Below are 23,403 nucleotides of genomic sequence, written 5' to 3' on the forward strand. Positions count from 1 at the left end.
TTCAAGCCCTCGGCGCTTGACGTGATATTTCACGAATGCAAGATAGCCCGCAAAACACGGCGGAAACCCCAATGCTTTTGCGCGACAATGTCTATGAAAGCCTGCGTGCTGATATTCTAAGCTGCCGGCTGGCGCCCGGCGACGACATGCGCGAGCAGGAGCTGGCCGAGCGCTACGCCGTCAGCCGCCAGCCGGTCCGCGAGGCCCTGCTGCGGCTGGAGCGCGAACATCTCGTCACCGTGCAGCCGCGCCAGGGCTATCGCGTCAATCCGATCTCGCTCTCCGACGCACGCGATCTGTTGCGCTTTCGCCTGGCGCTGGAGCCGGCCTGTGTCGCGGAAGCCATCGAGCATGCGCCGGACAAGACGCTTCAGGCGCTCGACGGCTTCCGCAGCTTTGCGGGGAATCGCGAAGACTTCATCACCTATAACCGCGCCTTCCATTCGGCGCTGGCGCACGCCTCCGGCAACCGCCGGATGGCCGGCGCGCTCTGCGACCTGATCGGACAGGCCGACCGTCTGGTGCGTGTCAGCCTCGCCAATGTCAGGGATCACGACCCGACCCAACTGGTCGCCGAACATGGCGAACTGATCGAGGCGATGCAGCGGCGCGACCGCAGGCGCGCGGCTACCCTGATCAAAGCTCATATCCAACAGACCGAAAAGCGGGTGCTGCCGGCACTCAAGCGCAACGCCGTGATCGTGGAGGAAAAAAACACATGAATATTCCAGCCAAACCGGGCTCCTCATCCGTCGAAATTCACGGCAATTTCGTCGACGGTCGCGAGATCGAAGCGGGCCAGGGCCCGATGCTCGACGTGCGCAACCCGGCGACCGGCGAGGTGATCGCGCAAATTCCGAACTCGACGGCGGACGATATCGACCGCGCCATGAAAAGCGCGCGTGCGGCCTTCGACGGCAAGGCGTGGGGCGGTATGGACGTGCGCGCCCGCGCGCGACTGGTCAACAAGCTCGCCGACGCGTTCGAGGCCAATCTCGATCAACTCTACAAGCTCGAGACGCTCAACAACGGCCGCCCGGTCAACGAGACGCGCGCGCAGCTGTCGCGGCTGCCGGACTTCTTTCGCTACTTTGCAGGGTTGGCGCTCGCGCGGCGCGACTCGGTGATCCCTGTCGAAGGGTCATACCTCAACTACACGCTGCGTACGCCGATCGGCATCGTCGCGAACTGCACGCCGTTCAACCATCCGCTGATGATTCTGTGCAAATCGCTCGCCGCGGTGCTCGCGTCCGGCTGCGTCACCGTGGTGAAGCCGTCGGAATACACGCCGCTGACGACGCTGCGGCTTGCGAAAATCTTCGCGGAAGCCGGTCTGCCACCCGGCGTGTTCAACGTCGTGCTGGGCCTGGGGCAAAGCGCCGGCAAGATGCTCGCCGAGCATCCCGACATCGACAAGCTGGTCTTGACCGGCGGCACTGAAGCGGGCCGCATCGCCGGCAGTGCCGCGGCGAAAGTGTTCGCGCATCAGACCATGGAGCTCGGCGGCAAGACGCCCGTGATGGTGTTCGACGATTATGACATCGACCGCGCGGTGAACTATGCCGCGTTCGGCGCCTTCATCGGCGCCGGCCAGACCTGCATCTGCGCCTCGCGTCATCTGGTGCAGACCACGATCTACGACGAATTCGTCGCCAAATTGAAAGCCAAGACCGAAACCATCCGGATCGGCGATCCGTCCGATCCCGCCACCCAACTCGGACCTGTGATCTCGGCCCGCCAGCGCGACCGCGTATTGTCCTACTGCAAGTTCGGCCACGAAGATGGCGCGCGGCTCGTTGCCGGTGGCGTGGCGCCGAAGATCGCTGGGCTGGAGAACGGCTACTTCGTTGAGCCCACGGTCTTTGCAGATGTGAAAGCCGACATGCGTATCTTCCAGGAGGAAGTGTTCGGTCCCTTCACATCCGTGACACCCTTCAAGGATGAAGCGGATGCGCTTCGGCTCGCCAACGACTCACCCTTCGGCCTGGCGGCCGCGATCCGCACCCGCGATGTGGCGCGCGCCCATCGCGTCGCCAGCGGCGTCAAATGCGGCATCGTCTGGATCAACGATCATCACCGGCTCGATCCGGCTTCGCCCTGGGGCGGCGTCGGCGATTCCGGGGTCGGGCGCGAATGCGGCACCGAAAGTTTCGACGATCATTTCAACGTCAAGAGCGTGATGGTCGCCACCAATGACGCGCCGTTCGACTGGTACCGCGACACGGCAGGCCAGCGGCGACTGAACTGAACACAATAAGCAACGCCGGCTGCGAAGGCCGGCGTTCGACACAAATACAGGGGGACTTTCATGGCTCAAGCAGTAAACGCCGGCGCGCGCCTCGACCGGCTGCCGATCTCGTCATTTCACTACCGCATCTTCTGGCTGGTCGGCGCCGGGATGTTCTTCGACGGCTACGATCTCTATGTCGCCGGCGGCGTGCTGGCTTCCGCGATCCAGTCCAAATTCTCCACCGCGGCGGAGAACCTTCAGTTCATCTCGCTGACCTTTGTCGGCATGACCGCGGGCGCGCTGATCACCGGATTTGTCGGCGACAAGTTCGGCCGCCGCTTCACCTATCAGATCAATCTCCTGATTTTCGGCTTTGCCTCGCTTGCCGCCGCGTTCTCGCAGGACATGACCCAGCTCATTATCTGCCGCTTCGTGCAGGGGCTCGGGCTTGGGGCCGAAATCGTCGTCGGCTACTCGACGATCACCGAATTTGTGCCGCCAAAGACGCGCGGACGCTGGTCTTCGATGATGGCTTTCATCGTGGTTGCCGGCTTTCCGGTCACGTCCCTGCTCGGCTATCTCGTGATTCCCAATTTCGGCTGGCGGCCGATGTTCGTCATCGCGGGCATCGGCTCGCTGTTCGTCTGGTACTTGCGCAAGAACTTGCCGGAATCCCCGCGCTGGCTTGAATCGGAAGGCCGGCTCAAGGAAGCAGAAAGCCTGATGCAGGCGATCGAAAAAGAAGCCTCCGGCGGCAAGCCGTTGCCGCCGGTGGTGGTGCCCGCCCCCGTGGCGCAGGTTGCGGCGAGCGATCTGGTCAAGCCGCCACTGTTGCAGCGCCTGATTGTCGGCTCATGGGTGCTGATCACGATCAACACGTTGATCTTCGGTTTCGTGATCTTTCTGCCGCAGTTCTTTTTGCGCCAGGGCCTGACCATCACCAACTCGCTCGCTTATACGCTGGTGCTGTCGGCGGGATCGCTGGTCGGATGTGCGCTCGGCGCCTATCTGTCGGACGGCATCGGGCGCCGCCCCAGCATCATTTTCGCTTCCATCATCACCATCGTCAGCGGCTACATCTATGCCCGCTTCGATGCGGCCTCGGATCCCGCGATCGTGCTGACCGTCGGCTTCATCCTGGTGGTTGCGATCTATATCCAGACCGCGATCCTCTATGGCGTCTATACGCCGGAGCTGTTCCCGACCGAGATCCGTCTCCGGGCCAACGGCATCTGCAACTTCTTCGGACGCGGCGCCACGGTGATTTCGCCCTTCATCGTTGGCGGCCTGATCGCTTCCTATAAGCTCCCGGGCGTGGTCTGGCTGATGATCGGGCTTGTCGTGGTGCAGATGATCGTGGTGTGGGCCTGGGGCGTCGAGCCGCGCAACCGTGGGCTGGAAGAAGTGGCGAAGGCGTGAGCTTGATGTCGCGAAGCAAAAATCACTGTCGTCCCGGCCAAGCGCCCCTCGCGCGCCGAGCGGGGACCCATACGCCGGGTCGATCGCATTGAGAGACGCTGTTCAACGGCTTTTGACGCAACAACTAAGACCTATGGTTATGGGTCCCTGCTTTCGCAGGGACGACGATAATCATCGAACCCCTACGCGTTCTTCAGCGCCACCCGAAACTCGGCTTCGGTCTTGGCCTTCACCTCGTCGAGCGTGACGCCGTCGGCGAGCTCGATCAGCGCCATGCCATCCTTGCCGTGCTTGTCGATCATGAAGACGGCAAGGTCCGTCACCACCATGTCGACCACACGCTCGCCGGTCAGCGGCAGTGTGCACTTCTTCAGGAGTTTCGCACCGTCCTTGGCAGAATGCTCCATCACCACCACGACGCGCTTGACGCCGGCGACGAGGTCCATCGCGCCGCCCATCCCCTTCACCATCTTGCCGGGAATCATCCAGTTGGCGAGATCGCCGTTCTCGGCAACCTGCATCGCACCGAGGATCGACAGATCGATATGCCCGCCGCGCACCATGCCGAAGGACTCGGCTGACGAGAAATAGCTCGTGTCCGGCAGTTCGCTCACGGTCTGCTTGCCGGCATTGATCAGGTCCGGATCTTCCTCGCCTTCATATGGGAACGGGCCCATGCCGAGCATGCCATTCTCACTCTGGAGCGAAACGTCGATGCCGTCCGGAATGTAGTTGGAAACCAGCGTCGGGATACCGATGCCGAGATTGACGTAAAAGCCGTCGCGCAATTCCTTGGCGGCGCGGGCGGCCATCTGTTCGCGGGTCCAGGCCATGGGAAGCTCCTGCTAAAATCGGTTAGTTGGCGGGCCGCGGACGCGTGTTGCGGAATTCGATCCGCTTCTTGGCGTTACCGACCTCGATGATGCGCTTGACGAAAATGCCCGGCGTATGGATGTGGTCCGGATCGATCTCGCCGGCCGGCACGAGGTGCTCGACTTCGGCGACCGTGACCTTGGCGGCAGTGGCCATCATCGGGTTAAAGTTCCGCGCGGTCTTGCGGTAGACGAGGTTGCCGGCGGTATCGCCCTTCCAGGCGTGCACGATGGCGAGGTCGGCGAACAGGCCGCGCTCCATGATGTATTTCTCGCCGTCGAAAACCTTTTCTTCCTTGCCCTCGGCGATCAGCGTGCCGACGCCGGTCTTCGTGTAGAAGGCCGGGATACCGGCGCCGCCGGCGCGGATGCGCTCGGCCAGCGTGCCTTGCGGATTGAATTCAAGCTCAAGCTCGCCGGCGAGGTATTGCTGGGCGAACAGCTTGTTCTCGCCGACATAGGACGAGATCATCTTCCTGATCTGGCGGGTCTCGAGCAGGCGGGAGAGGCCGATGCCGTCGACGCCGGCATTGTTGGAAACCACCGTCAGGTTCTTGACCCCGCTGTCGCGGATCGCATCCGACAGGGTCTCGGCGATGCCGCAGAGGCCGAAGCCGCCCGACATGATCATGATGCCGTCCTTGAGGATGCCGTCGAGTGCCGATTTGGCGTCGGGATAGACCTTTTTCATGCGAATAGCGACCTGATGGAGAAATGCGCCTGAGAGCGGGCTTGCCAACTATTAGGCGAAATCTTCGCAATGCGTCAATGACGGGGGAGTGGCTCGACGCAAGGTCGTCATGCCCGGGCTTGTCCCGGGCATCTACGTCTTTGCTACCGAAGAATTAAGGAAGTCGTGGACGGCCGGGACAAGCCCGGCCATGACGCCTTACCAACGCACCCGCACTCATCGGCCTTGAAAGGGTCACGAAAAACCAGCAAGTTGCCATGAACTGGAAGGCGTTAGCGGGCGCTCCTGCTCACCCTTTCGGCAAAGACCAGCGACCTCGTGCCGATTGCGCATCCGGTTCCAGCGAGGCAAACCAAACTTGGATAATTTCAGGATTTTCCATTGACGATGGCCCAGGGAACACGGCGCCTCGCGATGCCGGTCGCGGCGCTTTTTGGCTTGATGGTGGTCGCGCTGGTCGCCTCATCCTGGCTGCTCAACCGCGACGCGCTGCGCAAGGCGGTGGAGGCGCAAATCCGCGCCGTGACCGGGCTCGACCTGGTCGTCAAGGGCGGCACCGACATCTCGGTATTCCCCGGCAGCTACGTCTCCTTCCATGACGTCGGCTTGAGAGGTGGCGCAGCCTCCGATCCGGCGCTGACCGTCGACGTGCTGACCGCGAACCTGCGCCTGTTGCCGCTATTGTTGCAGCGTTTCGAGATCGCCGACGTGATGATGCTGCGGCCGCGCATCCGCGTGGTTCGCGACATCAACGGCGACAGCAACTGGACGCCATTCGTCGGCACCATCACCCGCACCATGAAACCGGGCGCCGAGAACCAGGTCTCGTTCTCGGAAATCCGCATCCAGGACGGCGAACTCACCTACGAAGACCCGGTGCGCCAGATCAAAGAAGCGCTCGGCGATATCGATCTGTCGCTCGCCTGGCCGTCGATCTCGCGCTCATTCGCGGCGACCGGCCAGTTCGACTGGCGCGGCGAACGCGTCGACGGCAGCATCTCGATCGGCGACTTCCTGGCGGCGCTCTCGGGCGACCGCTCCGGCTTCAAGGCCCGGCTCGCCAGCGCGCCGCTCAAGCTTGCCTTCGACGGCACCGTCGCCAACCGCACCAGCATGATGATGGAAGGCACGATGACGGTCGACTCGGCCTCACTGCGCAACGCGCTGCGCTGGACCGGTCAGGCGCCTCTCGGCAGCGGCGGCTTCGGCCGCTTCGCGCTGAAGGCGCGCGCCAACGTGGTTGGTGCTTCCGTCGCACTCACCAACGTCAACGTCGAACTCGACGGCAATGTCGCCGAAGGCGTGATGACCTATGCCAATAACGGCCGGCAGTCGTTGCAGGCAACGCTGGCCGCCGACGCGCTCGACTTCACGCCCTACATCTCGACCTTCCGTTTGCTCGCGAGCGGCGCGCGCGACTGGAACCGGCAGCTGTTCGATCTGGATTCACTGTCGACGACCGATCTCGATATCCGCCTGTCGGCGGCACGGATGACGGTCGGCCCGTCGAAACTGGGACGCACCGCGATCGGCGCCAACCTGCGCAATGGCGCGTTGGCGCTCAGCGTCGGCGAAGCACAGATCTATGGCGGCATCGCCAAGGGCTCGTTCGGCCTGTCGCGGGCCGATGCGGTGGCCGACGTGAAGGCGCAATTCCAGTTCACCGATGTCGACTTGCAGGCCTGCGCCAGCGAACTGTTCGGCGTCAACAAGCTGTCCGGCCGCGGCAATCTCAGCGTCTCGCTGGCGGCCTCGGGCTCGAGCCCGTTTGGTCTGGCGCAATCGCTCGACGGCACCGCCATGCTGACGGGCCATGACGGCGCGATCGCGGGCTTCAATGTCGAACAGCTGCTCAAGCGGCTGGAGCGGCGGCCGCTGTCGGGCGCCGGCAATTTCCGATCCGGTTCGACGCCCTACTCCAACCTCACCGTGGCCGTGAAATTTGCCGACGGCGTTGCGAGCGTCGACGACGTCCATATCGATGGACCGGCGCGCGTGACGCTGACCGGCACGGCATCGATGCCGTCGCGCGAATTCGACATGAAAGGCATCGCCAGCCTCACTAACGCGGACGGCGCGCCGGGCTTCGCGCTGCCCTTCGTGGTGCAGGGGCCCTGGGACGATCCATTGGTCTTCCCCGATCCCGACAGCCTGATCCGCCGCTCGCCAGCGACCGCGCCGCTGCTCGATGCGGTCAAGGATAAGAAGACCCGCGACGCCGTGCGTTCCGTGATCGAGCGCTTCACCGGCAACAAGATTCCCGACAAGACACCTGATGACGCCGCGCCTGCGGCCCCGGATGCCGCCAGCGCGAAAGCGAACTGAGCTTCGCCTTTCGCTCTTCGGGAGATAACTCGGCAAGCTGGCGCTGTCCGCCTCCCCCGAAAAGCCGACGTCAGGCTAGTCCGGGCTTATTGTTCGCTTGTGATCCGAGGCGAACCTCACGGCAAATGCTGACCTGCGCACCTCGTCTTCGATCAGTGGTGCGCCCCTTTGCCGCTCGTTGCCGGCATCATCATGTCGGCTTTTCCATGCGAATCCCTGAGAACGTCGAAGGTACGGGCGCCGATCTCGGGCGGCATCGGCGCGAGCCACGGAGAAGCGAGCAGCGTCGCCCGAGCGTCCGCCAGGCCCTGCGCCCATCGCGCCTTCATGGTGGCGCGGCTGAACTCGTAGTCCTTCGAGTGGCCCTGATTATCCGTCGGCCGATAAATCAGCTGCACGATATCCATCGTCGTCACGCAACCGAAATTGTAGAGGAACTTCGCTTCCGGCGTTTGCCGGAGGTGTTCCGGCAATTGGTCCCAAAGGCCGTTGATGTTGTGGCGCACGTCGTGCATGTGGCGGAGCATGTCGGTTGCTGCGCGGGTTCGGCTGGAATAGCGGATGTCTTTGTCACGCTCGGTGACCTCCTCGAGGTCGGTCGGCAGGCGGCCGCGGGCGTGAAAAAGGTCGACTTGAAAGACGAGCCGGCTGCGGCGCGGCATATATTCGACGACGTATTGCAGCGGAGTGTTCGAGACGAGCCCGCCGTCCCAATAATGCTCGCCGTCGATCTCGATGGCTGGAAATCCCGGTGGCAGGGCGCCGCTCGCCATGACGTGCTCGGGGCGGATCTTCGTCGCTGCGTTGTCGAAATAAGCGAAATTGCCCGTGCGCACATTGACCGCAGCAACGCTAAAGCGCATCTCGCGCGCGTTGATGCGATCGAAGTCGACTAGCCGCTCGAGCGTCGATTTGAGGTACGCGGTGTCATAGTAACTCGTGACTTTTCCGCCGAAAAACCAGAATGTCGGCGCGCGCGGCGCGAAAAACCCCGGCTGCCCGAACAGCATCGATGTGAGCGAACTCGTGCGCCGGTGGTGACTTGTGATCGGGCCGTCAGAAACGGGCCAAAGCGCCGAAGGCGCCGTGATGCCCTCCCAAAACTCACGAAGGCGCGTGACCCGCTCCTGCGGGGGATTGCCGGCGATGATCGCGGCGTTCACCGCGCCGATAGAGATCCCGGCGACCCAGTCGGGCAGATATTCGGAAGCCGAAAGTGCCTCGTAGACGCCGGCCTGGTAGCTCCCCAGCGCCCCGCCCCCCTGCAAGACGAGGCCGACCTTCTTGTCATAAGAAGACGGCCGCGGTGGGATACTTGTCTCGGTCATAATCGCCTCGTCTGCTCGGACGCAGCAGATGCCAAAGTGGCGCTGCTCCGGCGCTGATTAGCACACATCTGCTCCAGATCGACGCCGACGAACCAATTCCCATCTGGCAACCGCAATGGAGGGAACTGGTCCGTCGCGTTTCAAATGAGTCAAGTCAGTGAGACATTAACCATCGCTTGCCTCGCGAGAGTTGGACGTTCGTCGCCAACGTCGCCCGCGAAAGAAGACTTGCGCTCGAATTCCTTTATTCCGCTGAATGCGATCTCTGACGAACTTCGTTCTAAACGGACAGCGAAGTCGCGTCGTCCTAGCATCTCGATGCTGCTGCCAAATCGGCGATGGCGACAAAAAAGCCCGCTGACCAGAAAGAGCACGAAGGAAACCGTTAAAATCATTCGATCTGGATGAAGACTAATTGTTTGTATTCTATCCGATTTTTGCACGGCACCCCTTGGACGGCCAATCTTTTGCAGGCACCGCGCGCAGCCGAGCTTGCCGTGACCGCCAGCGTGCGGCAAAAGATGGAGAATCCTGCCGACCGCGCGAGTGCCGCCTATTTGAAGTTCCTGCACCACAAGCGGCGAATTCGATCCAGGAACTTCAAATAGAAAAGCGGCACTAGAATCATTAAGCCTGCTAGTACCCATAACTTTCCGAAGTTCGTGAACGGTGGGCGCTGAGACGAAACACGAACTTCGGAAAGTGGGTACTAGCGAGCAGCACCCGTCAAGCGAGGAGATTTAGGCATGGGCCTGAACTCTTTCATGATCCGCCACGCGGCTCTCATCTTTACCTGCAAGACCTTTGTCGCGGCCATGCTGGCGCTGCTGGCCGCCCTGTGGCTCGACCTGCCGCGGCCCTATTGGGCGATGGCAACGGTCTACATCACCTCGCAGCCGCTCGCGGGCGCGACCAGTTCAAAGGCCTTCTATCGCGTGCTCGGCACCGCCATCGGAGCCAGCGCCGCCGTCGCCATGGTGCCCAACCTCGTGAATGCGCCGGAGCTATTGTCTCTGGCGATGGCGCTGTGGATCGGGCTTTGCCTTTACCTGTCGCTGCTGATGCGGCAGCCACGCAGCTATGGCTTCATGCTGTCCGGCTACACGGTGGCCCTGATCGGATTTCCGGCCGTCTCCGATCCCGGCAGCATGTTCGACCTGGCGCTGGCGAGGTTCGAGGAAATCACGCTCGGCATCGTCTTCGCCACGCTGGTCTCGACGGTCCTGCTGCCGCGCAGCGTCGCACCGGCCGTCGCCGGTCGCGTCGAAAGCTGGCTGAAGGATGCGCGAATTCTCGCCCGCGACGTGCTCCTGGGAAACGGCAGCGAGGGCGAACTGCGCACGCAGCAACTCAAGCTCGCGACCGACTCGGTCGAAATCGACGCACTCGCCGGCCACTTGTCCTACGACCAGGTGGCTGACGCCAACACCGTTGGAAGCCTGCAAATGGTTCGGCGGCAGATGATGGTCTTGCTGCCGCAGCTTGCCTCGATCGCCGATCGTCTCGCGGCGCTGAACAGCCTGGGCGCGCGGCCCGCCGCACTCGACGTATTGCTCGACCGCATCGCACTGTGGCTGATGATCGACGGCGGCAACGAACGCCAGCCGGCCGACGACTTGCGCCGCGAGATCGCGGAGTTGAGGCCGAACCTGGACAAGGAGGCGTCCTGGGATCAGATCGTGCTCGCCAATCTGTTGATACGGCTGCGCGACCTCGTCGACATTTCCAGCGATTGCCGGGCGCTCGAACGCGCCATCGCTCAAGGCAGCGATCCCGCGCAGATAAAACTCGCCTACGAGCCGGAACCGGGCGCCGAGCTGTCGCGCCATCGCGACCATGCCCTGGCGCTCTGGTCGGCGGCCAGTGCGGCGGCCGCGATCCTGATCTGCTGCGCTCTGTGGATCGCAACCGGCTGGACCGACGGCGCGTCGGCGCCGATGATGGCGGCGGTCGGCTGCTCGTTCTTCGCGGCGCAGGACGATCCGGCGAAAGGCATCAGCAATTTCGGCTGGTGGTCGCTGGTCGCCGTCATCGTCGTCGGCACCTATCTGTTCGCGATCATCCCGGCGATTACCGACGTCGAGGTGCTGATCGCAGCGCTTGCGCCGACATTCCTGATCTACGGCTTTCTGATCGCGCGTCCGGCGACAAGCTTCATCGGTATGGCGCTCGCCGCCAACACCGCCACGCTGCTCGCCCTGCAATCGACCTACGTGGCGAACTTTCAGTCCTTTGCCAATACGTCGATCGCCTTCCTGTTCGGCATGCTGATGGCGGCGGTCGTGACCAGGCTCGGACGCACGGCGGGCGCGGCGTGGATCGCCCGGCGGCTGATGAAGACGAGCTGGGCCACGCTTGCCGTCACCGCCGAGCGCCGCGGCCTCAACGACCGCGCGGCCTTCGCGGGCCTGATGCTCGACCGGCTCGGCCTGTTGACCCAGCGCATCGCGGCCATGGACGACGCCGACCGCAGCGACGTCGTGAATTTGAGCCAGCTCCGCGTCGGGATCAACATCATCGACCTGCGCCGTGCGCGTCGGTCGCTCGCCCCTGCCACGCTTGAGGCCATCGACCGCATGCTGACGGCGCTGGCGGTCGCGGCCCGCAAACATGCCGGCGGCGCGATGCCGGCCGAACTGCTGAAGCGGATCGACATCGCGCTGGCGCGAACGGTTGAGGAGCCCGCCGGAAAACCTCGCGAGGACGCGCTGATCGGCCTCACCGGCATCCGCCGAGGCTTGTTTCCTGCTGCCGCCGCCTACGCCGGCGAACCGGCCGGCCAGGGGACCGATGAAGGCACCGGCGAAGGGATGCTCGTGGCATGAAATACGAAATCGACATCTTCGGCGTTCTCGTACCGTCGCTTCTGCTCTGGTTTGTGGTCGCCTTCGCGCTGTCGGCGCTGGTGCGCAGCGGCCTCGAGCGCAGCGCTTTCTACCGCGCGGTCTGGCACCGCGCTCTGTTCGATCTGGCGGTGTTCGTCAGCCTGCTTGGCATTCTCGTCTATCTGTCCACGGAGTACCTGTCGTGAAAAACATCGTCGTCCAGATCCGCCGTTTCGGTCTCACCGCGCTCGCGGTCGTGGTGGCGTGTTTCATCGGCGTGCGTCTCTGGGCCTATTACATGGACGCGCCCTGGACCCGCGACGGCCATGTGCGCGCCGACGTCGTTCAGGTCGCGCCGGACGTCTCCGGCTTCGTGACGGACGTTCTGGTGCACGACAACCAGCGCGTCCAGCGCGGCGACATCATCTTTCGCATCGACCGCGCCCGGTTTGCGCTGGCGCTGCGGCAGGCCGATGCCATCGTCGCCGGCAAGCGCGCGTCGCTGGATGAGGCCGAACTCGACCTCAAGCGCTATCGGGCGCTGACCACCGAAGCCGTGTCGCAGCAGAAGCAGGAGCAGGTATTGTCGACGCAGCAGCAGGCGCAGGCCGCCTACGATCAGGCGGTGGCCGACCGCGACGTTGCGCAACTCAACCTCGACCGCAGCGAAGTGCGAGCGTCCGTCAACGGCATCATCACCAACATGGACCTGCGGCCCGGCGCCTATGTCACGTCAGGCAAAGGCGTGATGGCGCTGGTCGACAGCGATACGCTGCGCGTCGAGGGTTATTTCGAGGAAACCAAACTGTCCCGCATCCACATCGGCGACCCGGTGCGGGTCCGCCTGATGGGCGATGCGCGGCCCCTGAGCGGACGGGTGGAGAGCATCGCCGCCGGCATCGAAGACCGCGACCGCGGCCAGGGCACGAGTCTGCTGGCCAACGTCAACCCGACCTTCAACTGGGTGCGGCTGGCCCAGCGCGTCCCCGTCCGCGTCACGCTCGACCAGATTCCCGATCCGACGCGTCTGGTGGCGGGACGTTCGGCAACTGTCGAAGTGATCGACCGGCCGGCCGGTAAGTAACCGGCCGCGGCGCATCGCTTACAGATTTTTAACAAGACAAGGCCGGCTTGCCTCGGCATTCTTTTGTGTAGCATCACCAGGAGGGGCCTTTAGCCATGCGCTTTGCGAAAGCCGCGGCATCTGCCGCAATCGTCACCTTGCTGCTGACGGGTGCCACCACCGCCAAGCCGATCGCCACCGTCGCCGAAACCAACCTGCGAAAAGGACCGGGCACCGACACCGAGGTGCTGACGTTGATCCCGAAGGGAACGACGGTCGAGGTCGGCAAATGCACCAACGGCTGGTGTGAGGCTTCGCTGGACGGCAAGGATGGATTTATCATCGCGCGCAACGTCGGCATGGCGCCACGGCCCGCCCCGCGTGTAGCCAGACTTGGAGCCCAAGTGGTCGAAGAAGAGGAAGTCGTTGCCGGACCGCCGCCCGGGTATTACCGCCCCGCGCCCTACTATTATCGCCCCTATTACCCATACGGCTATTACTACCGGCCCTGGGGCTGGGGTTGGGGATGGCGCTGGTAGCGCGCGTCACGGCAACAAGCAACCATCGCGTCAACGGCGGACCGTCGCGGTGGCCTGCGGCGGCGGGCTACAGAACTCCTTCGCCGCCGCGACAACGGCGTCGCTGATCAGGTCCCTGCGCTCCGGCGAGTTCATCTTCAGCTCTTCATCGCGGTTGATGATCGAGCCTGCCTCCAGCAGCACCGCCGGCATCCGGGTCTTTCGCAGCACGACCAGCTCGTCATGCGCATAGACGCCGGTTTCCTTGTCGAGCAGCGGATACTGGTAATGCCCCATGATCGGCATCGTATACTGCGGGGCATATTCCAGCCCCCTCGCCTTCATCGCCTTGCCGACCAGCTCGGCGAACGCAAAGCTCGTCTTGAAATCCGCGTTGTCGCGGGAGACGAACACGGAGTAGCCGCTGAAGCGGTCGCTGAAATGACTCTTCTGGCCTTCGAATTCCCAATCCTCCAGCAGTTTGTTCGGCACGGAGTCGTGGTGAATCGACAGGAAGAGATTGGCTTCCATATCGTTCGCAACGGCAACGCGCCTGAACAGGCTGGGCTTGGCCTTGCCTTCGGTCACCAGCAGCCGCGTCGCGGTAAAGCCCGCGGTCTTCAGGTTTTCCGCAATCTGTTGTGCCAGACGCAGGTTGAAGGAGAATTCAGGCACGTTGCGCGAACTGGTCGCGCCTTCGGATTCGACCGTGTGTCCGACATCCACCGCGATCCGGAATTTCGCCGGCTCGCAGGGCGACGACGCCAGCTTCAGGACGGGCGGATTCAGCGGCCCGAGCGCGGCAAGCTTGACGTGGGATTTTGACGCGGCGCGCTTCGTCTCCTTGTCGTGCCTGGTGTCCTTTTTGGCGGCTTTTTTCGCATCCTTTTTGTCGCCCTTCGACGCCTCCGCATGCGCCTCGGACTTCTTGTCCTTGCCCTTGAAAACATCCGTCAGCCAGTTGGCGTGGCTCACCCCGGCCGGCAGCAGCATCAATGCGGCGGTCGCGGCGATGAGACTCAGCCAAACAGACATGCGCCGAACGTCAGCGCGTGAGGGTGCGTTTGTTCGATCTGGCGACAGCAATCCTTGGGCTCTCCGGAATGGTGTTTCCGTTCACGCGTGACGACTGCAAGGCGACGTGTGCTTTTAAAAAGGCGACGTGTGCTTTTAAAGGATTTTGAAACAGTAGGTTACCGGAAATATGTTTCCAACGCCATTTACGGAAAAATTCCGTGGGACCAGCCGCTTATCGCGCCCTGATCTCGTCGAATTTGAGACGGGCCTGTTCAAATTTGGCATTGAACAGCCACATCGCGTCGAGAATTTCCCGATAATTGGCCGATGTCCGGGCCCGGTCGGCCTGCCCGTAGGCGAAGATGCTGTTGTTGCGCAGATAGCCCATCACGGTCGGGTCAGAGATTCGATGGTTTAGAAGATTACCTGACCGCAGCGCCGCCCGCGTCGGCGAGGGAATGATCTGCATCAGTTCGAACAGCTTCATCTGATCGATTGGATCCGGCAGCATTTTTGCGATGGTTCCGACCTGCGGGAAAATATCGGCATGCGTGCCCATCAGGGCATCGCGCACATTGGTCCAGTGGTTGAGCCGGTGGTCGAGATTGCCTATGCGCGCCTCTTCCCTGTCATCGCGCGCGATCAGCGCCGGATCAAGCGCTGCGACGCGCGGCTTGATCAGAGCCCATGCCGCGCGCCCGGTCTGGTCCTCGGACGGACCGGTCTGGAAACTGCCCTTGTATTTGTTGGAGCGCGCATTGCCGGCATTTTGCACGCCATTGGTCTCGGCGAAGAAAATCCCCACGGCGATGCGGCCGGCGATTTCCGCATTCGCCGCATCGAGGCCCTTGGCGCGCGCGATCGCCGTGCCGAGATCGGCGACATCCTTGAACGGCGTATCGGACTTCTGCGCATTGGCCGGCGGCGCATCCAAAAGATCGAACAGCCTGTAATATTCATCGAGCAGCGGCTCGTTCCTGGCCTCGAAATACGCCGGCGGGATTTCGAACTTGTTGGGCTTTCCGACTTGGGACGGGACGAGGTCGGTGAGGTCCTTGTACGTGCTGATCATCTCGTTGCGCGCCAGGTAAAGCGCCTGCCCCGGCAGGTTCGGCAGCGTCTCATGCGCGTCAAGCTGCGCGCGTCGCTGGCGCAGCACCTGCTCGAATTTGCTCACGGCCGAGCGATAGGCGTTGAGCGCGTCGGATTGTTGTTTCGTCGAGGTGCCCTGCTGGGCTGATGCAGGGGCGATGAAGCGGAGATTGCCGATCTCAGGAATGACCGTGATGAGAAGCGCGAAACCAAGGACAAGGCCCGGTGCGCGGCTATGGTTCCGGATTCGCAAGGCAATCTCCCAAAGGTGGAATTTGATTGTGCCCCGCATGGTTTGCTGTGAGGGAGACCATGAGGTTGATTGCAAAAGATCGATCAAGCGTTTGAATAGTGATGTCGGCATTCGAGGTTGCTTCATCCTTCCTATAACGCCGGTCACCAGTGCGGCTGGATTCGAGAGCCAGCGGACGTATTATTTACCATCTATTGACCGAAATACCGCTGCAAGGAGGCGCTGATGATGTCCAGAACGTCCAACAATCTGTGGCCTGATCTGGCGGCGTTAGATCTTCGGCCAACGACCGATACTCTCCATCTCTGGAGCCAGGTGGTCGGCAAGGTGCGGCTGATGCTGACACCGTGGATCAATCATAGCTGGCAGGCGACCTTTTATCTATCGTGCCGCGGCTTCACCACCGGACCGATCTATGGGGACGGGCGCGCTTTTGAAATGGAGTTCGATTTATTGAGCGACCTGCTGCGGATCGACACCGCGGGCGGCGAGGCGCGGCGCGTGAAGTTGGAAGCACAGAGTGTTGCCGCATTCTACGAAGCGACAATGGCGGCACTTGCTGAACTGGGATTGGCGGTGGAAATTCGTCGAATGCCCTGTGAAATTCCGGACGCAGTCGCTTTCAACGAGGATCATGCACAGCGTGCCTACGATCCAGACACTGCAAGAGCCTATTGGCATGCCATGCTGCAGGTGCAGCGGGTCTTTTTGCTGTTTCGCTCGCGCTTTGTCGGTAAATGCAGCCCCATCCATCTGTTTTGGGGCAGCTTTGACTTGGCGGTGACCCGTTTCTCGGGACGCGATGCTCCGCCGCATCCAGGCGGCATGCCTCATGTGCCGAACGCCGTGGCTCGCGAGGCGTATAGCCGGGAAGTTTCAAGCGCAGGCTTTTGGCCCGGTATCGATCATCCCGCCTTCTACAGCTACGCTTATCCCGCACCGAACGGTTTCGGCCTTACCAAGATTGAGCCTGAGGCCGCGATGTTCGACACCCAGCTTGGAGAATTCCTCTTGCCTTACGATGCGGTTCGCTCCAGCACGGATCCAGACGCTGCGCTCTTGGCATTCTTGCAAAGCACGTACGAGGCCGCCGCTAATCTTGCCCATTGGGAGCGGTCGCGCCTGGAGCGAGCGCAAGGTCAGTTTGGTCGGTTGCCCGAGGGCGCCTAGGGCTCGCTGTAACCCATCTGAGACATCGGCCGATCCCTCGACCTCCGCCCCGAAACGAACGTCGTCATTGCGCCGGGAAATATCCGGTTCCGGACTTGCAGCGTTATGCTTCGGCGCAACTTCTAAAATCAGTCGCGTTCGAAGACCTTGGCGCCGGGGTAGACCCGCCGGGCGTACGCAACGACCCGCTCCCGGTCCTGAGTCTCCATGAACGGAGTTCGGATCTGACACGATCCGACGACGAGGTGCCACATGCCATTGAGCTTCTGAATGATGACTTTCATCTGAGTGTTCCTCGAAAGAACCCATATCGCGGAAGTATAAAAATTGCTCGCCGCCGCTCAATTGTACGAGCGTAGGCACGGGGCATAGGGAGGGATGGAAGTGGTATACAAGGGTATGCTGATGTCTGGTCCCGGACTGCAAGAGACAGGTGTTGGACGAGCGGTTATTTCCGAGGTAATTGATCGCGAAGGCCGCCCGCGCCCGACGCTGCGGCGTGGCCTGTCGGACGTTTCCGATCGATCAATTTTGAAGTAGCCTGCAGCGATCCTTGCCTGGCAGGCCACCATGATCACGCTCTATTCTTATCCGCCACTGTTCGGCGTCGCCGACAATAATGGCTACGGTCTGAAGGTATTCGCCTTCCTGAAGCTCGCCGGCGTACCGTTCCGGCACGAACACATCTTCGATGCGTCGAAGGCGCCACGCGGACAACTGCCCTATATCGTCGACGGCCACGACAGCGTCGGCGACAGCGAAACCATTCTTGCTTATGTCACTCAAAAATATGGCGTCACGCTGGACGCGGCGCTGACGCCGGCGCAGCGCACGACCAATCTTCTCATCACACGCACGCTCGATGATCTCTACTGGGTGATGTCCTATTCGCGCTGGAAGGACGAGCGCTATTGGCCCCTGTTCCGCGATGCGCTCAAGCGCGAGCACCCGAGCCTTACCGATGACGGGCTGATCAAGGCCAAGGAGTTCAACGCCCAGCGCTACTATTACCAGGGTATCGGCCGCTTCGAGCCTGATGCCGCGATGGCCCGCGGGCTCGCCGATCTCGCCGCGCTGGCGAACCTGATCCTGCGGCAAGGCTATGTGCATGGCGACCGACCGACGGCGATCGACGCCGGCATCTACGGTTTCATCGCCAACATCTATTTCTACGACATCGACACGCCGTTAAAGGAGTTTGTGGTCGCGCATGACGGTCTGGTACGACATTGCCGTGCCATCCACGCCGCGGTCAGTACGTGAGCGCCCGGCTCCGCCGAGGGATTAAATGCTTTACGGAATCGAAAGGGAGGCCAGCGTGATCAAGTCGAGAAATGCCGACGTCGAGGCCGTGGCGGTAAGCGCCGTCGAGGGCAAGCCGATGTATGGCGGCAACATGCTCGTTAAGCCGCTCATCAAGGGTGACGAGATGACATTCCTCGAGATCCATTATGCGGCCGGAGTCGGCGCCCCGCTTCACACCCACACGCATGAATCGATTGCCTATGTTGTGAAGGGAAAAGTGAAATCGACGGTCGGCTCGGAGGAATTCATCATGGGGCCAGGCGATGTTTGCCGGCACCCGAAAGGAGTCCTCCACGGATTGGAGGCCCTCGAAGACTCGGTTGTGGTTGAGGTCAAGTCGCCGGCGCCTGATATCGGCGCCTTCTTCGCGATACGAAAATGAGGACCGGCTGCGTCGCCAACCCGCACGGCTGGTGGATTATTCTGTCAGCTCAACGATCATCTCGACTTCCACCGCGTTGTTGAACGGAAGCCCCGCCATGCCGACGGCAGATCGCGCGTGCTTGCCGTTCGTCTCGCCAAAAACCTCCACCATCAGGTCGGAAAACCCGTTTACGACTTTCGGCTGGTCACCGAAGCCTTCGGCCGAGTTGACCATGCCAAGGACTTTGACCACGCGCTTCACGCGATCCAGGCTACCAGCCGCTGTCCGCACCTTGGCCAACATGATCAGCCCGACCTGGCGCGCCGTGTCATAGCCTTCTTGTATGCTGAGGTCCTTGCCAACCTTGCCTTTGTATTTCCAATCGGCGGGCGGAGTGTTTCCCGCGAGAAAAAGCAAATTACCGACACGCACAGCGTCGACGTAGTTGGCCACCGGGGGCGGAACGGCCGGCAAGGTAATGTTCAACTCCTTGAGCCGTGCCTCGGCAGAAGGTGAGTTCTGCGCCAGAGCGCCCGCCGAAGAAGCAATCCATATTGCCAATCCAAGCCCGCATAGGCCGATCCGTGAGACAAGTTTCGCTAGACGGAGTCCTTTTTTCATTTGCCGTCTCCATGAAGATAACTCTCTGCTATCGATAGCCCGCCGACCGCAAATCGCTGTCCGTCTGTTTCGCACTTCGGCTCGCTTGTCGGCAGCTCGACCGACAAACTCTATGTCATTCTCGGCTACAGATGAAGAAGCCGGGAGTGACTACTATTGGCCATTGCAGACGCTGCACGATCTCCAGATTGAGACCGCATTCGGCCGCAGAGCGGACATCGGTGATCCGACCATCCTTTCGGTGATTTGCCCGTCGGGCAAATCACGCGCGGTCCTTCTGAACCATCCTGTCCAGCCCTTTTGCGAAAAATATTTCGCTTCGCCGTTTGGTAGAAGCAGCCTTAGTGATTCCAGTCGTCCCGCACCCTCACGAGGGGCGTTTCGCGATCGTCACGAACGTTGGGCGCGGGATGCGGTGGACGTGGTGTCGTCAACTGACGAGTGACGATGCCGCGGACGGCGAAGTCGTGTGGTCCTGACGCCCCGATGCTGGCGTCAAGCTTGCGAGGTGATGATCTTGCAGGCGACGGAGACAACAAAGCGCGGTCTCCGGGGAGAGCACGAAGGAACCCGTTAAAACATTCGCGTGCGGGAATGCCGGGTGATCCCGGCGCGACCGTGGTGACTAACTCGTGTGTTTTATTTCTTTACACACGAGGCTGCGGGTGCGTTTGGGTGCCCGGCATTCCCCACGCCCTCCTTGGGCGAGCGAGACACAATGCAAGACCCGGCTCGCATTTGCGGGGCGGGAAGCGTGGAGGTGTGCCTGGCGATAACCCTTCGTGTCGTCCCGGCCTTGAGCCGGGACCCATAACCACTGGGCTGCATTGTTTTGCGACAGCCGTTGACCAGCATCTTCAAAACTACTGCCTCGGCGTATGGGTCCCGGCTCAAGGCCGGGACGACGTCGATAGTGACGGCCAGGGGACCCGCGGCGCTACGTTGCTACCTAAGTGCGACAAGAACCGGCTGGACATGGCCTGCCCTTCGGCTAGTCTTTCATCCAACCGGTTAAAATAAGGCCGGACACCAAGCAGGGAGAGAGATGTGAGAGTTCGGGGACGAATTGCGCTTTTTGCTGTCGCTGCGGCAGCGTTTTTGGCGGCACAGCAGGCGCACGCGCAGAACAGCATTACGGTCTGGTGGAGCAAGGGCTTCTACAAGTCCGAAGACGACGCGCTGATCGCCGCGATCAAGAAGTTCGAAGCCAAGACCGGCATCAAGGTCGAGCTGTCGCAATATGCGATCCAGGACATGATTCCGAAGACCGTGGCGGCGCTGGATTCCGGCACCGTTCCGGACGTTGCCTTCTCCGATTCCTACGACGTGCAGGCACAGGGCAAATGGGCGTTTGAAGGCCGGCTCGAGGATCTCTCCGATATCCTGCTGCCGATGAAGGACGCCTTCGCGCCGAACACGCTGGAAACCGCTTTTCTCTACAACGACCAGACCAAGAAGCGCGCTTATTACGGCTTCCCGCTGAAGCAGCAGAGCATGCATGTGCAGATCTGGAAGGATCTCCTGGAAAAGGCCGGCTTCAAGCAGAGCGACATCCCGACCAAGTGGGAGGATTACTGGTCGTTCTGGTGCGACAAGGTGCAGCCAGCGATCCGCAAAGCGACCAGCCAGCGCATCTTTGGCATCGGCCAGCCGATGGGCGTTGAATCCACCGACTCGCTGCAATCGTTTTACACTTTCATCGACGCCTATAACGTCCACCTCGTCGACAGTGACGGCAAGCTCCTGGTCGACGATCCCAAGGTTCGCGACGGCCTGATCCACGCGCTGAAGGATTATACCGACACCTACATCAAGGGCTGCACGCCACCCTCCTCCACCACCTGGAAAGACCCGGACAACAACGTCGCCTTCCACAACAAGACGATCGTGATGACGCATAACTTCACGATCTCGATCGCGGCCAAGTGGTTCGAGGATTCCACCAATCCGGCGCTGACGCCGGAACAGCAGGCGGCCGGCAAGAAAGCCTATGAAGAAGACATCATCACGGCCTCCTTCCCCAACAAGCCGGATGGCTCGCCGATCAAGTATCGCTCCGACGTCAAGACCGGGCTGATCTTCGCCGCCGCCAAACGCAAGGCCGAGGGCAAGCAGTTCATCAGTTTCCTGCTGCAGGAAGAAAACGTGCGGCCCTATATCGAGGGCGCGCTCGGCCGCTGGTTCCCGGTGACGACAGCAAGCCAGGCGAGCCCGTTCTGGCAGGCCGATCGCCATCGCAAGGCGGTCTGGACCCAGTTCACGGGCGGCACGCAGCCGTTCGACTTCACCAAGAACTGGAAGTTCACGATCCTCAACAACGAGAATGTGTGGGCGAAGGCGATGAACCGCGTCGTCAGCGAGAAGGTGCCGGTGGAGAAAGCCGTCGACGAACTGATCGCGCGTATCAAGGAGGTCGCGGGGTAGGCTTGCGATGTAGGGCGTCGGTGTCCCGGACGCGGTGCGGCGCGTAGCGCTGCTCCGCAGAGCCGGGACCCAAAGCGGCGCACCCTACCGAATGGACCCCGGATCAGCAGCGCATCGTTTCACGCTGCGCAGCATCCGGGGAACGCGGAGAGAACGAAGTAATGGCGATCACGCTTTCAGCATCCGACCCCCTCTCCGGTACGCCGGCCGCGCCGCGGCTGTCGACGCCGCAGGTCTGGGGCATTTTGCTGATCGCCCCCTACGTGCTCGTATTTCTCGCCTTCGTGGTCTATCCCGTCGGTTATGGTTTCTGGCTGGCGCGGGCGCCGTCGAATTACGTCGCGCTCGCCAACGACCCGATCTTCGCGCGCGCCGCCGTCAACACGCTGATTTTTCTGGTCATCGGCATCAACCTGAAAATGCTGATCGCGCTGTTTCTGTCCGGCTTCTTCGTGCAGCAGCGCGCCTGGATCCGCTGGCTGTCGGTGATCTTCATCCTGCCCTGGGCGGTGCCGTCGATCCCGACCATTCTTTCCGTGCGCTTCATGCTCAATCCGGAATGGGGCGTGGTGAACCAGCTCATCTTCAAGTTCACCGGCGATGACGGGCCGAACTGGCTAAACGATCCCGCCGTCGCGCTCGCGATGGCGATCGGCGTGCACATCTGGAAATCGCTGCCGTTCTGGACGCTGATCCTGATGACGGGGCGGCTTGCGATCTCGCAGGACCTGTTCGAGGCGGCAGACGTCGACGGCGCCAACTGGTGGCAGAAATTCCGTTTCATCACCTGGCCGTCGATGCAGCCGCTGTACCTGACCTGCACCCTGCTCTCGATGATCTGGACACTCGGCGACTTCAACAGCGTGTATCTGCTGACCGGCGGCGGGCCGGCCGACCTGACCCACGTGCTCTCGACGCTCGGCATTCGCTATCTGCGGCTCGATCAGCTCAATCTTGCGATGGCCTCGATCGTGTGCGCAATGCCGCTGGTGCTGCCGCTGGTCTATTTCATGATGAAACGGTTGTCGCGATGAAGTGGCCTACCTTGCGCGAAACGACGACCGAAGCGCGGCTGATCCTGATCGGCATTCCCGTCCTGATCTGGACGATGATTCCGATCTACCACATGTTCCTGTTCGCGATCTCGCCGAAGGAAGATGCTTTCTCCGGTAAATTGTGGCCGGAGCATCCGACCCTGCACAATTTCGAGATCGTGTTTTATCAGCAGCATTACTTCCTGCGGGATTTCTGGGTGCAGTTCGGCAATTCGGCGCTGATTGCAGCGTCCGCCGGCGCGTTGACGCTGGTGATTGCCACCGCGGCCGCGTTCTCGATCTCGCGGCTGCGCGTGCCCGGCGGGCGCATCGTGCTCAATCTCGCGCTGTTCACCTATTTCATCCCGGCAGCGTTCCTCGCCGTGCCGATGTACCGCACCATGGGCAATTACGGCCTGCTCAACAGCCACTGGTCGCTGATCCTGGCGATGGTGACGATCGCCTGCCCCTACGCCATCTGGGTGCTGAAACAGGCGTCAGACAAGCTGCCGGTCGAACTCGATGAGGCGGCCGTCATGGACGGCGCGACGCCGTTGCAGATTTTCCGCCTGGTGTACCTGCCGCTGATGATGCCGTCGCTGGTTGCGATCGGCACTTATGCCGTGCTGCTCGCCTGGAACGAATATCTCTACGCTTTCCTGCTGCTCTCGAACGACCGCGATATCACGCTGCCGGTCGCGCTCGGCAACTTCCTCTCCGCCGACGATTCGCCGTGGGAACTCCTGATGACCACCGGCTTCATCTACGCGTTGCCGCCGGCTGCGATCTACTACGCCTTCCGCCGCTACATGGTCGGCGGGCTGACGGCGGGCGCGGTGAAGTCCTGAGACT

General features: G+C 61.9%; 22 protein-coding genes. 14 read left to right on the forward strand and 8 right to left on the reverse strand.

What is annotated here, in order from left to right:
• The first annotated feature begins 71 nt into the window (after positions 1-71).
• The 3 genes from BUA38_RS07710 to BUA38_RS07720 are packed head-to-tail and all read left to right on the forward strand — an operon-like array spanning position 72 to position 3,649.
• Positions 72-722 carry a GntR family transcriptional regulator gene (locus BUA38_RS07710; protein WP_072825927.1) on the forward strand — a complete coding sequence of 217 codons (651 nt, stop codon included), beginning with the start codon at positions 72-74 and terminating at the stop codon, positions 720-722.
• Entirely contained in the window at positions 719-2,248 is a 1,530-nt protein-coding gene (locus tag BUA38_RS07715) for an aldehyde dehydrogenase (protein WP_072817403.1), read from the forward strand. The genes BUA38_RS07710 and BUA38_RS07715 overlap by 4 nt, the downstream gene beginning before the upstream one ends.
• Positions 2,249-2,308: 60 nt before the next feature.
• Positions 2,309-3,649, forward strand: coding sequence for an MFS transporter (locus tag BUA38_RS07720; RefSeq protein ID WP_072817404.1), 1,341 nt, complete (start codon positions 2,309-2,311; stop codon positions 3,647-3,649).
• A 182-nt stretch (positions 3,650-3,831) separates the two neighbouring features.
• On the opposite strand, the gene BUA38_RS07725 is transcribed toward BUA38_RS07720, so the two are convergent.
• Both BUA38_RS07725 and BUA38_RS07730 read right to left on the reverse strand, forming a co-directional pair.
• Complete coding sequence (locus BUA38_RS07725; protein ID WP_072817405.1) at positions 3,832-4,482, reverse strand: 3-oxoacid CoA-transferase subunit B; 651 nt, start codon at positions 4,480-4,482, stop codon at positions 3,832-3,834.
• Between the two features lie 22 nt (positions 4,483-4,504).
• Positions 4,505-5,212 carry a CoA transferase subunit A gene (locus BUA38_RS07730; protein ID WP_072817406.1) on the reverse strand — a complete coding sequence of 236 codons (708 nt, stop codon included), beginning with the start codon at positions 5,210-5,212 and terminating at the stop codon, positions 4,505-4,507.
• 387 nt (positions 5,213-5,599) lie between these two features.
• Here BUA38_RS07730 and BUA38_RS07735 point away from each other — a divergent pair, with 387 nt between their 5' ends.
• Complete coding sequence (locus BUA38_RS07735; RefSeq protein WP_072817407.1) at positions 5,600-7,537, forward strand: AsmA family protein; 1,938 nt, start codon at positions 5,600-5,602, stop codon at positions 7,535-7,537.
• A gap of 152 nt (positions 7,538-7,689) precedes the next feature.
• Here the strand turns inward: BUA38_RS07735 and BUA38_RS07740 are convergent, their stop codons facing one another.
• Complete coding sequence (locus tag BUA38_RS07740; protein WP_072817408.1) at positions 7,690-8,865, reverse strand: DUF3734 domain-containing protein; 1,176 nt, start codon at positions 8,863-8,865, stop codon at positions 7,690-7,692.
• Between the two features lie 149 nt (positions 8,866-9,014).
• A complete protein-coding gene (locus tag BUA38_RS36565; protein ID WP_156898439.1) occupies positions 9,015-9,512 on the reverse strand; it encodes a hypothetical protein in 498 nt (165 codons plus the stop codon).
• Positions 9,513-9,611: 99 nt separating this feature from the next.
• Between BUA38_RS36565 and BUA38_RS07755 the strand changes: the two genes are divergently transcribed.
• The 4 genes from BUA38_RS07755 to BUA38_RS07770 all read left to right on the forward strand — a co-directional run bounded on the left by BUA38_RS07755 (position 9,612) and on the right by BUA38_RS07770 (position 13,292).
• Positions 9,612-11,690 carry an FUSC family protein gene (locus BUA38_RS07755; RefSeq protein ID WP_072817411.1) on the forward strand — a complete coding sequence of 693 codons (2,079 nt, stop codon included), beginning with the start codon at positions 9,612-9,614 and terminating at the stop codon, positions 11,688-11,690.
• Positions 11,687-11,896, forward strand: coding sequence for a DUF1656 domain-containing protein (locus tag BUA38_RS36570; protein WP_072817412.1), 210 nt, complete (start codon positions 11,687-11,689; stop codon positions 11,894-11,896). Before BUA38_RS07755 ends, BUA38_RS36570 begins: the two co-directional genes overlap by 4 nt.
• The gene (locus BUA38_RS07765; protein WP_072817413.1) at positions 11,893-12,774 is read left to right on the forward strand and encodes an efflux RND transporter periplasmic adaptor subunit; all 882 of its coding nucleotides are present in this window, start codon (positions 11,893-11,895) and stop codon (positions 12,772-12,774) included. The genes BUA38_RS36570 and BUA38_RS07765 overlap by 4 nt, the downstream gene beginning before the upstream one ends.
• A gap of 95 nt (positions 12,775-12,869) precedes the next feature.
• The gene (locus tag BUA38_RS07770) at positions 12,870-13,292 is read left to right on the forward strand and encodes an SH3 domain-containing protein (protein WP_072817414.1); all 423 of its coding nucleotides are present in this window, start codon (positions 12,870-12,872) and stop codon (positions 13,290-13,292) included.
• Positions 13,293-13,322: 30 nt separating this feature from the next.
• Here the strand turns inward: BUA38_RS07770 and BUA38_RS07775 are convergent, their stop codons facing one another.
• Together BUA38_RS07775 and BUA38_RS07780 are read right to left on the reverse strand one after the other, a co-directional pair.
• Positions 13,323-14,306 carry an N-acetylmuramoyl-L-alanine amidase family protein gene (locus BUA38_RS07775; protein WP_244553212.1) on the reverse strand — a complete coding sequence of 328 codons (984 nt, stop codon included), beginning with the start codon at positions 14,304-14,306 and terminating at the stop codon, positions 13,323-13,325.
• A 214-nt stretch (positions 14,307-14,520) separates the two neighbouring features.
• Positions 14,521-15,633 (reverse strand): hypothetical protein, encoded by a 1,113-nt coding sequence (locus tag BUA38_RS07780; RefSeq protein ID WP_425304952.1) that lies wholly within the window; start codon positions 15,631-15,633, stop codon positions 14,521-14,523.
• Positions 15,634-15,858: 225 nt separating this feature from the next.
• Between BUA38_RS07780 and BUA38_RS07785 the strand changes: the two genes are divergently transcribed.
• The gene (locus BUA38_RS07785) at positions 15,859-16,803 is read left to right on the forward strand and encodes a DUF5996 family protein (RefSeq protein WP_072817415.1); all 945 of its coding nucleotides are present in this window, start codon (positions 15,859-15,861) and stop codon (positions 16,801-16,803) included.
• Positions 16,804-16,931: 128 nt separating this feature from the next.
• On the opposite strand, the gene BUA38_RS37500 is transcribed toward BUA38_RS07785, so the two are convergent.
• The gene (locus BUA38_RS37500; RefSeq protein WP_172805999.1) at positions 16,932-17,087 is read right to left on the reverse strand and encodes a hypothetical protein; all 156 of its coding nucleotides are present in this window, start codon (positions 17,085-17,087) and stop codon (positions 16,932-16,934) included.
• A gap of 286 nt (positions 17,088-17,373) precedes the next feature.
• On the opposite strand from BUA38_RS37500, the gene BUA38_RS07790 reads away from it, so the two are divergent.
• Positions 17,374-18,066 (forward strand): glutathione S-transferase family protein, encoded by a 693-nt coding sequence (locus tag BUA38_RS07790; RefSeq protein WP_072817416.1) that lies wholly within the window; start codon positions 17,374-17,376, stop codon positions 18,064-18,066.
• A gap of 55 nt (positions 18,067-18,121) precedes the next feature.
• The gene (locus BUA38_RS07795) at positions 18,122-18,490 is read left to right on the forward strand and encodes a cupin domain-containing protein (RefSeq protein WP_172806000.1); all 369 of its coding nucleotides are present in this window, start codon (positions 18,122-18,124) and stop codon (positions 18,488-18,490) included.
• Positions 18,491-18,526: 36 nt separating this feature from the next.
• Here BUA38_RS07795 and BUA38_RS07800 read toward each other — a convergent pair whose 3' ends face one another.
• Positions 18,527-19,093, reverse strand: coding sequence for a RidA family protein (locus BUA38_RS07800; protein WP_083587505.1), 567 nt, complete (start codon positions 19,091-19,093; stop codon positions 18,527-18,529).
• A gap of 1,047 nt (positions 19,094-20,140) precedes the next feature.
• On the opposite strand from BUA38_RS07800, the gene BUA38_RS07805 reads away from it, so the two are divergent.
• From BUA38_RS07805 to BUA38_RS07815, 3 genes are all read left to right on the forward strand, one after another.
• Positions 20,141-21,517, forward strand: a complete 1,377-nt coding sequence (locus tag BUA38_RS07805) for an ABC transporter substrate-binding protein (protein WP_072817417.1) — start codon at positions 20,141-20,143, stop codon at positions 21,515-21,517.
• Positions 21,518-21,678: 161 nt separating this feature from the next.
• Positions 21,679-22,551 carry a carbohydrate ABC transporter permease gene (locus tag BUA38_RS07810; RefSeq protein WP_072817418.1) on the forward strand — a complete coding sequence of 291 codons (873 nt, stop codon included), beginning with the start codon at positions 21,679-21,681 and terminating at the stop codon, positions 22,549-22,551.
• Positions 22,548-23,399, forward strand: coding sequence for a carbohydrate ABC transporter permease (locus tag BUA38_RS07815; RefSeq protein ID WP_072817419.1), 852 nt, complete (start codon positions 22,548-22,550; stop codon positions 23,397-23,399). The genes BUA38_RS07810 and BUA38_RS07815 overlap by 4 nt, the downstream gene beginning before the upstream one ends.
• The last annotated feature ends 4 nt before the right edge of the window (positions 23,400-23,403 follow it).

The sequence above is a fragment of the Bradyrhizobium erythrophlei genome (genome assembly GCF_900142985.1).
GTDB classification, from domain to species: domain Bacteria; phylum Pseudomonadota; class Alphaproteobacteria; order Rhizobiales; family Xanthobacteraceae; genus Bradyrhizobium; species Bradyrhizobium erythrophlei_B.

Coding starts and splice junctions, on each gene's coding strand:
- BUA38_RS07710 (WP_072825927.1), top strand. CDS start 72: ATGCTTTTGCGCGACAATGTCTATGAAAGCCTGCGTGCTGATATTCTA.
- BUA38_RS07715 (WP_072817403.1), top strand. CDS start 719: ATGAATATTCCAGCCAAACCGGGCTCCTCATCCGTCGAAATTCACGGC.
- BUA38_RS07720 (WP_072817404.1), top strand. CDS start 2,309: ATGGCTCAAGCAGTAAACGCCGGCGCGCGCCTCGACCGGCTGCCGATC.
- BUA38_RS07725 (WP_072817405.1), bottom strand. CDS start 4,482: ATGGCCTGGACCCGCGAACAGATGGCCGCCCGCGCCGCCAAGGAATTG.
- BUA38_RS07730 (WP_072817406.1), bottom strand. CDS start 5,212: ATGAAAAAGGTCTATCCCGACGCCAAATCGGCACTCGACGGCATCCTC.
- BUA38_RS07735 (WP_072817407.1), top strand. CDS start 5,600: ATGGCCCAGGGAACACGGCGCCTCGCGATGCCGGTCGCGGCGCTTTTT.
- BUA38_RS07740 (WP_072817408.1), bottom strand. CDS start 8,865: ATGACCGAGACAAGTATCCCACCGCGGCCGTCTTCTTATGACAAGAAG.
- BUA38_RS36565 (WP_156898439.1), bottom strand. CDS start 9,512: ATGGGTACTAGCAGGCTTAATGATTCTAGTGCCGCTTTTCTATTTGAA.
- BUA38_RS07755 (WP_072817411.1), top strand. CDS start 9,612: ATGGGCCTGAACTCTTTCATGATCCGCCACGCGGCTCTCATCTTTACC.
- BUA38_RS36570 (WP_072817412.1), top strand. CDS start 11,687: ATGAAATACGAAATCGACATCTTCGGCGTTCTCGTACCGTCGCTTCTG.
- BUA38_RS07770 (WP_072817414.1), top strand. CDS start 12,870: ATGCGCTTTGCGAAAGCCGCGGCATCTGCCGCAATCGTCACCTTGCTG.
- BUA38_RS07775 (WP_244553212.1), bottom strand. CDS start 14,306: ATGTCTGTTTGGCTGAGTCTCATCGCCGCGACCGCCGCATTGATGCTG.
- BUA38_RS07785 (WP_072817415.1), top strand. CDS start 15,859: ATGATGTCCAGAACGTCCAACAATCTGTGGCCTGATCTGGCGGCGTTA.
- BUA38_RS37500 (WP_172805999.1), bottom strand. CDS start 17,087: ATGAAAGTCATCATTCAGAAGCTCAATGGCATGTGGCACCTCGTCGTC.
- BUA38_RS07790 (WP_072817416.1), top strand. CDS start 17,374: ATGATCACGCTCTATTCTTATCCGCCACTGTTCGGCGTCGCCGACAAT.
- BUA38_RS07800 (WP_083587505.1), bottom strand. CDS start 19,093: ATGAAAAAAGGACTCCGTCTAGCGAAACTTGTCTCACGGATCGGCCTA.
- BUA38_RS07810 (WP_072817418.1), top strand. CDS start 21,679: ATGGCGATCACGCTTTCAGCATCCGACCCCCTCTCCGGTACGCCGGCC.
- BUA38_RS07815 (WP_072817419.1), top strand. CDS start 22,548: ATGAAGTGGCCTACCTTGCGCGAAACGACGACCGAAGCGCGGCTGATC.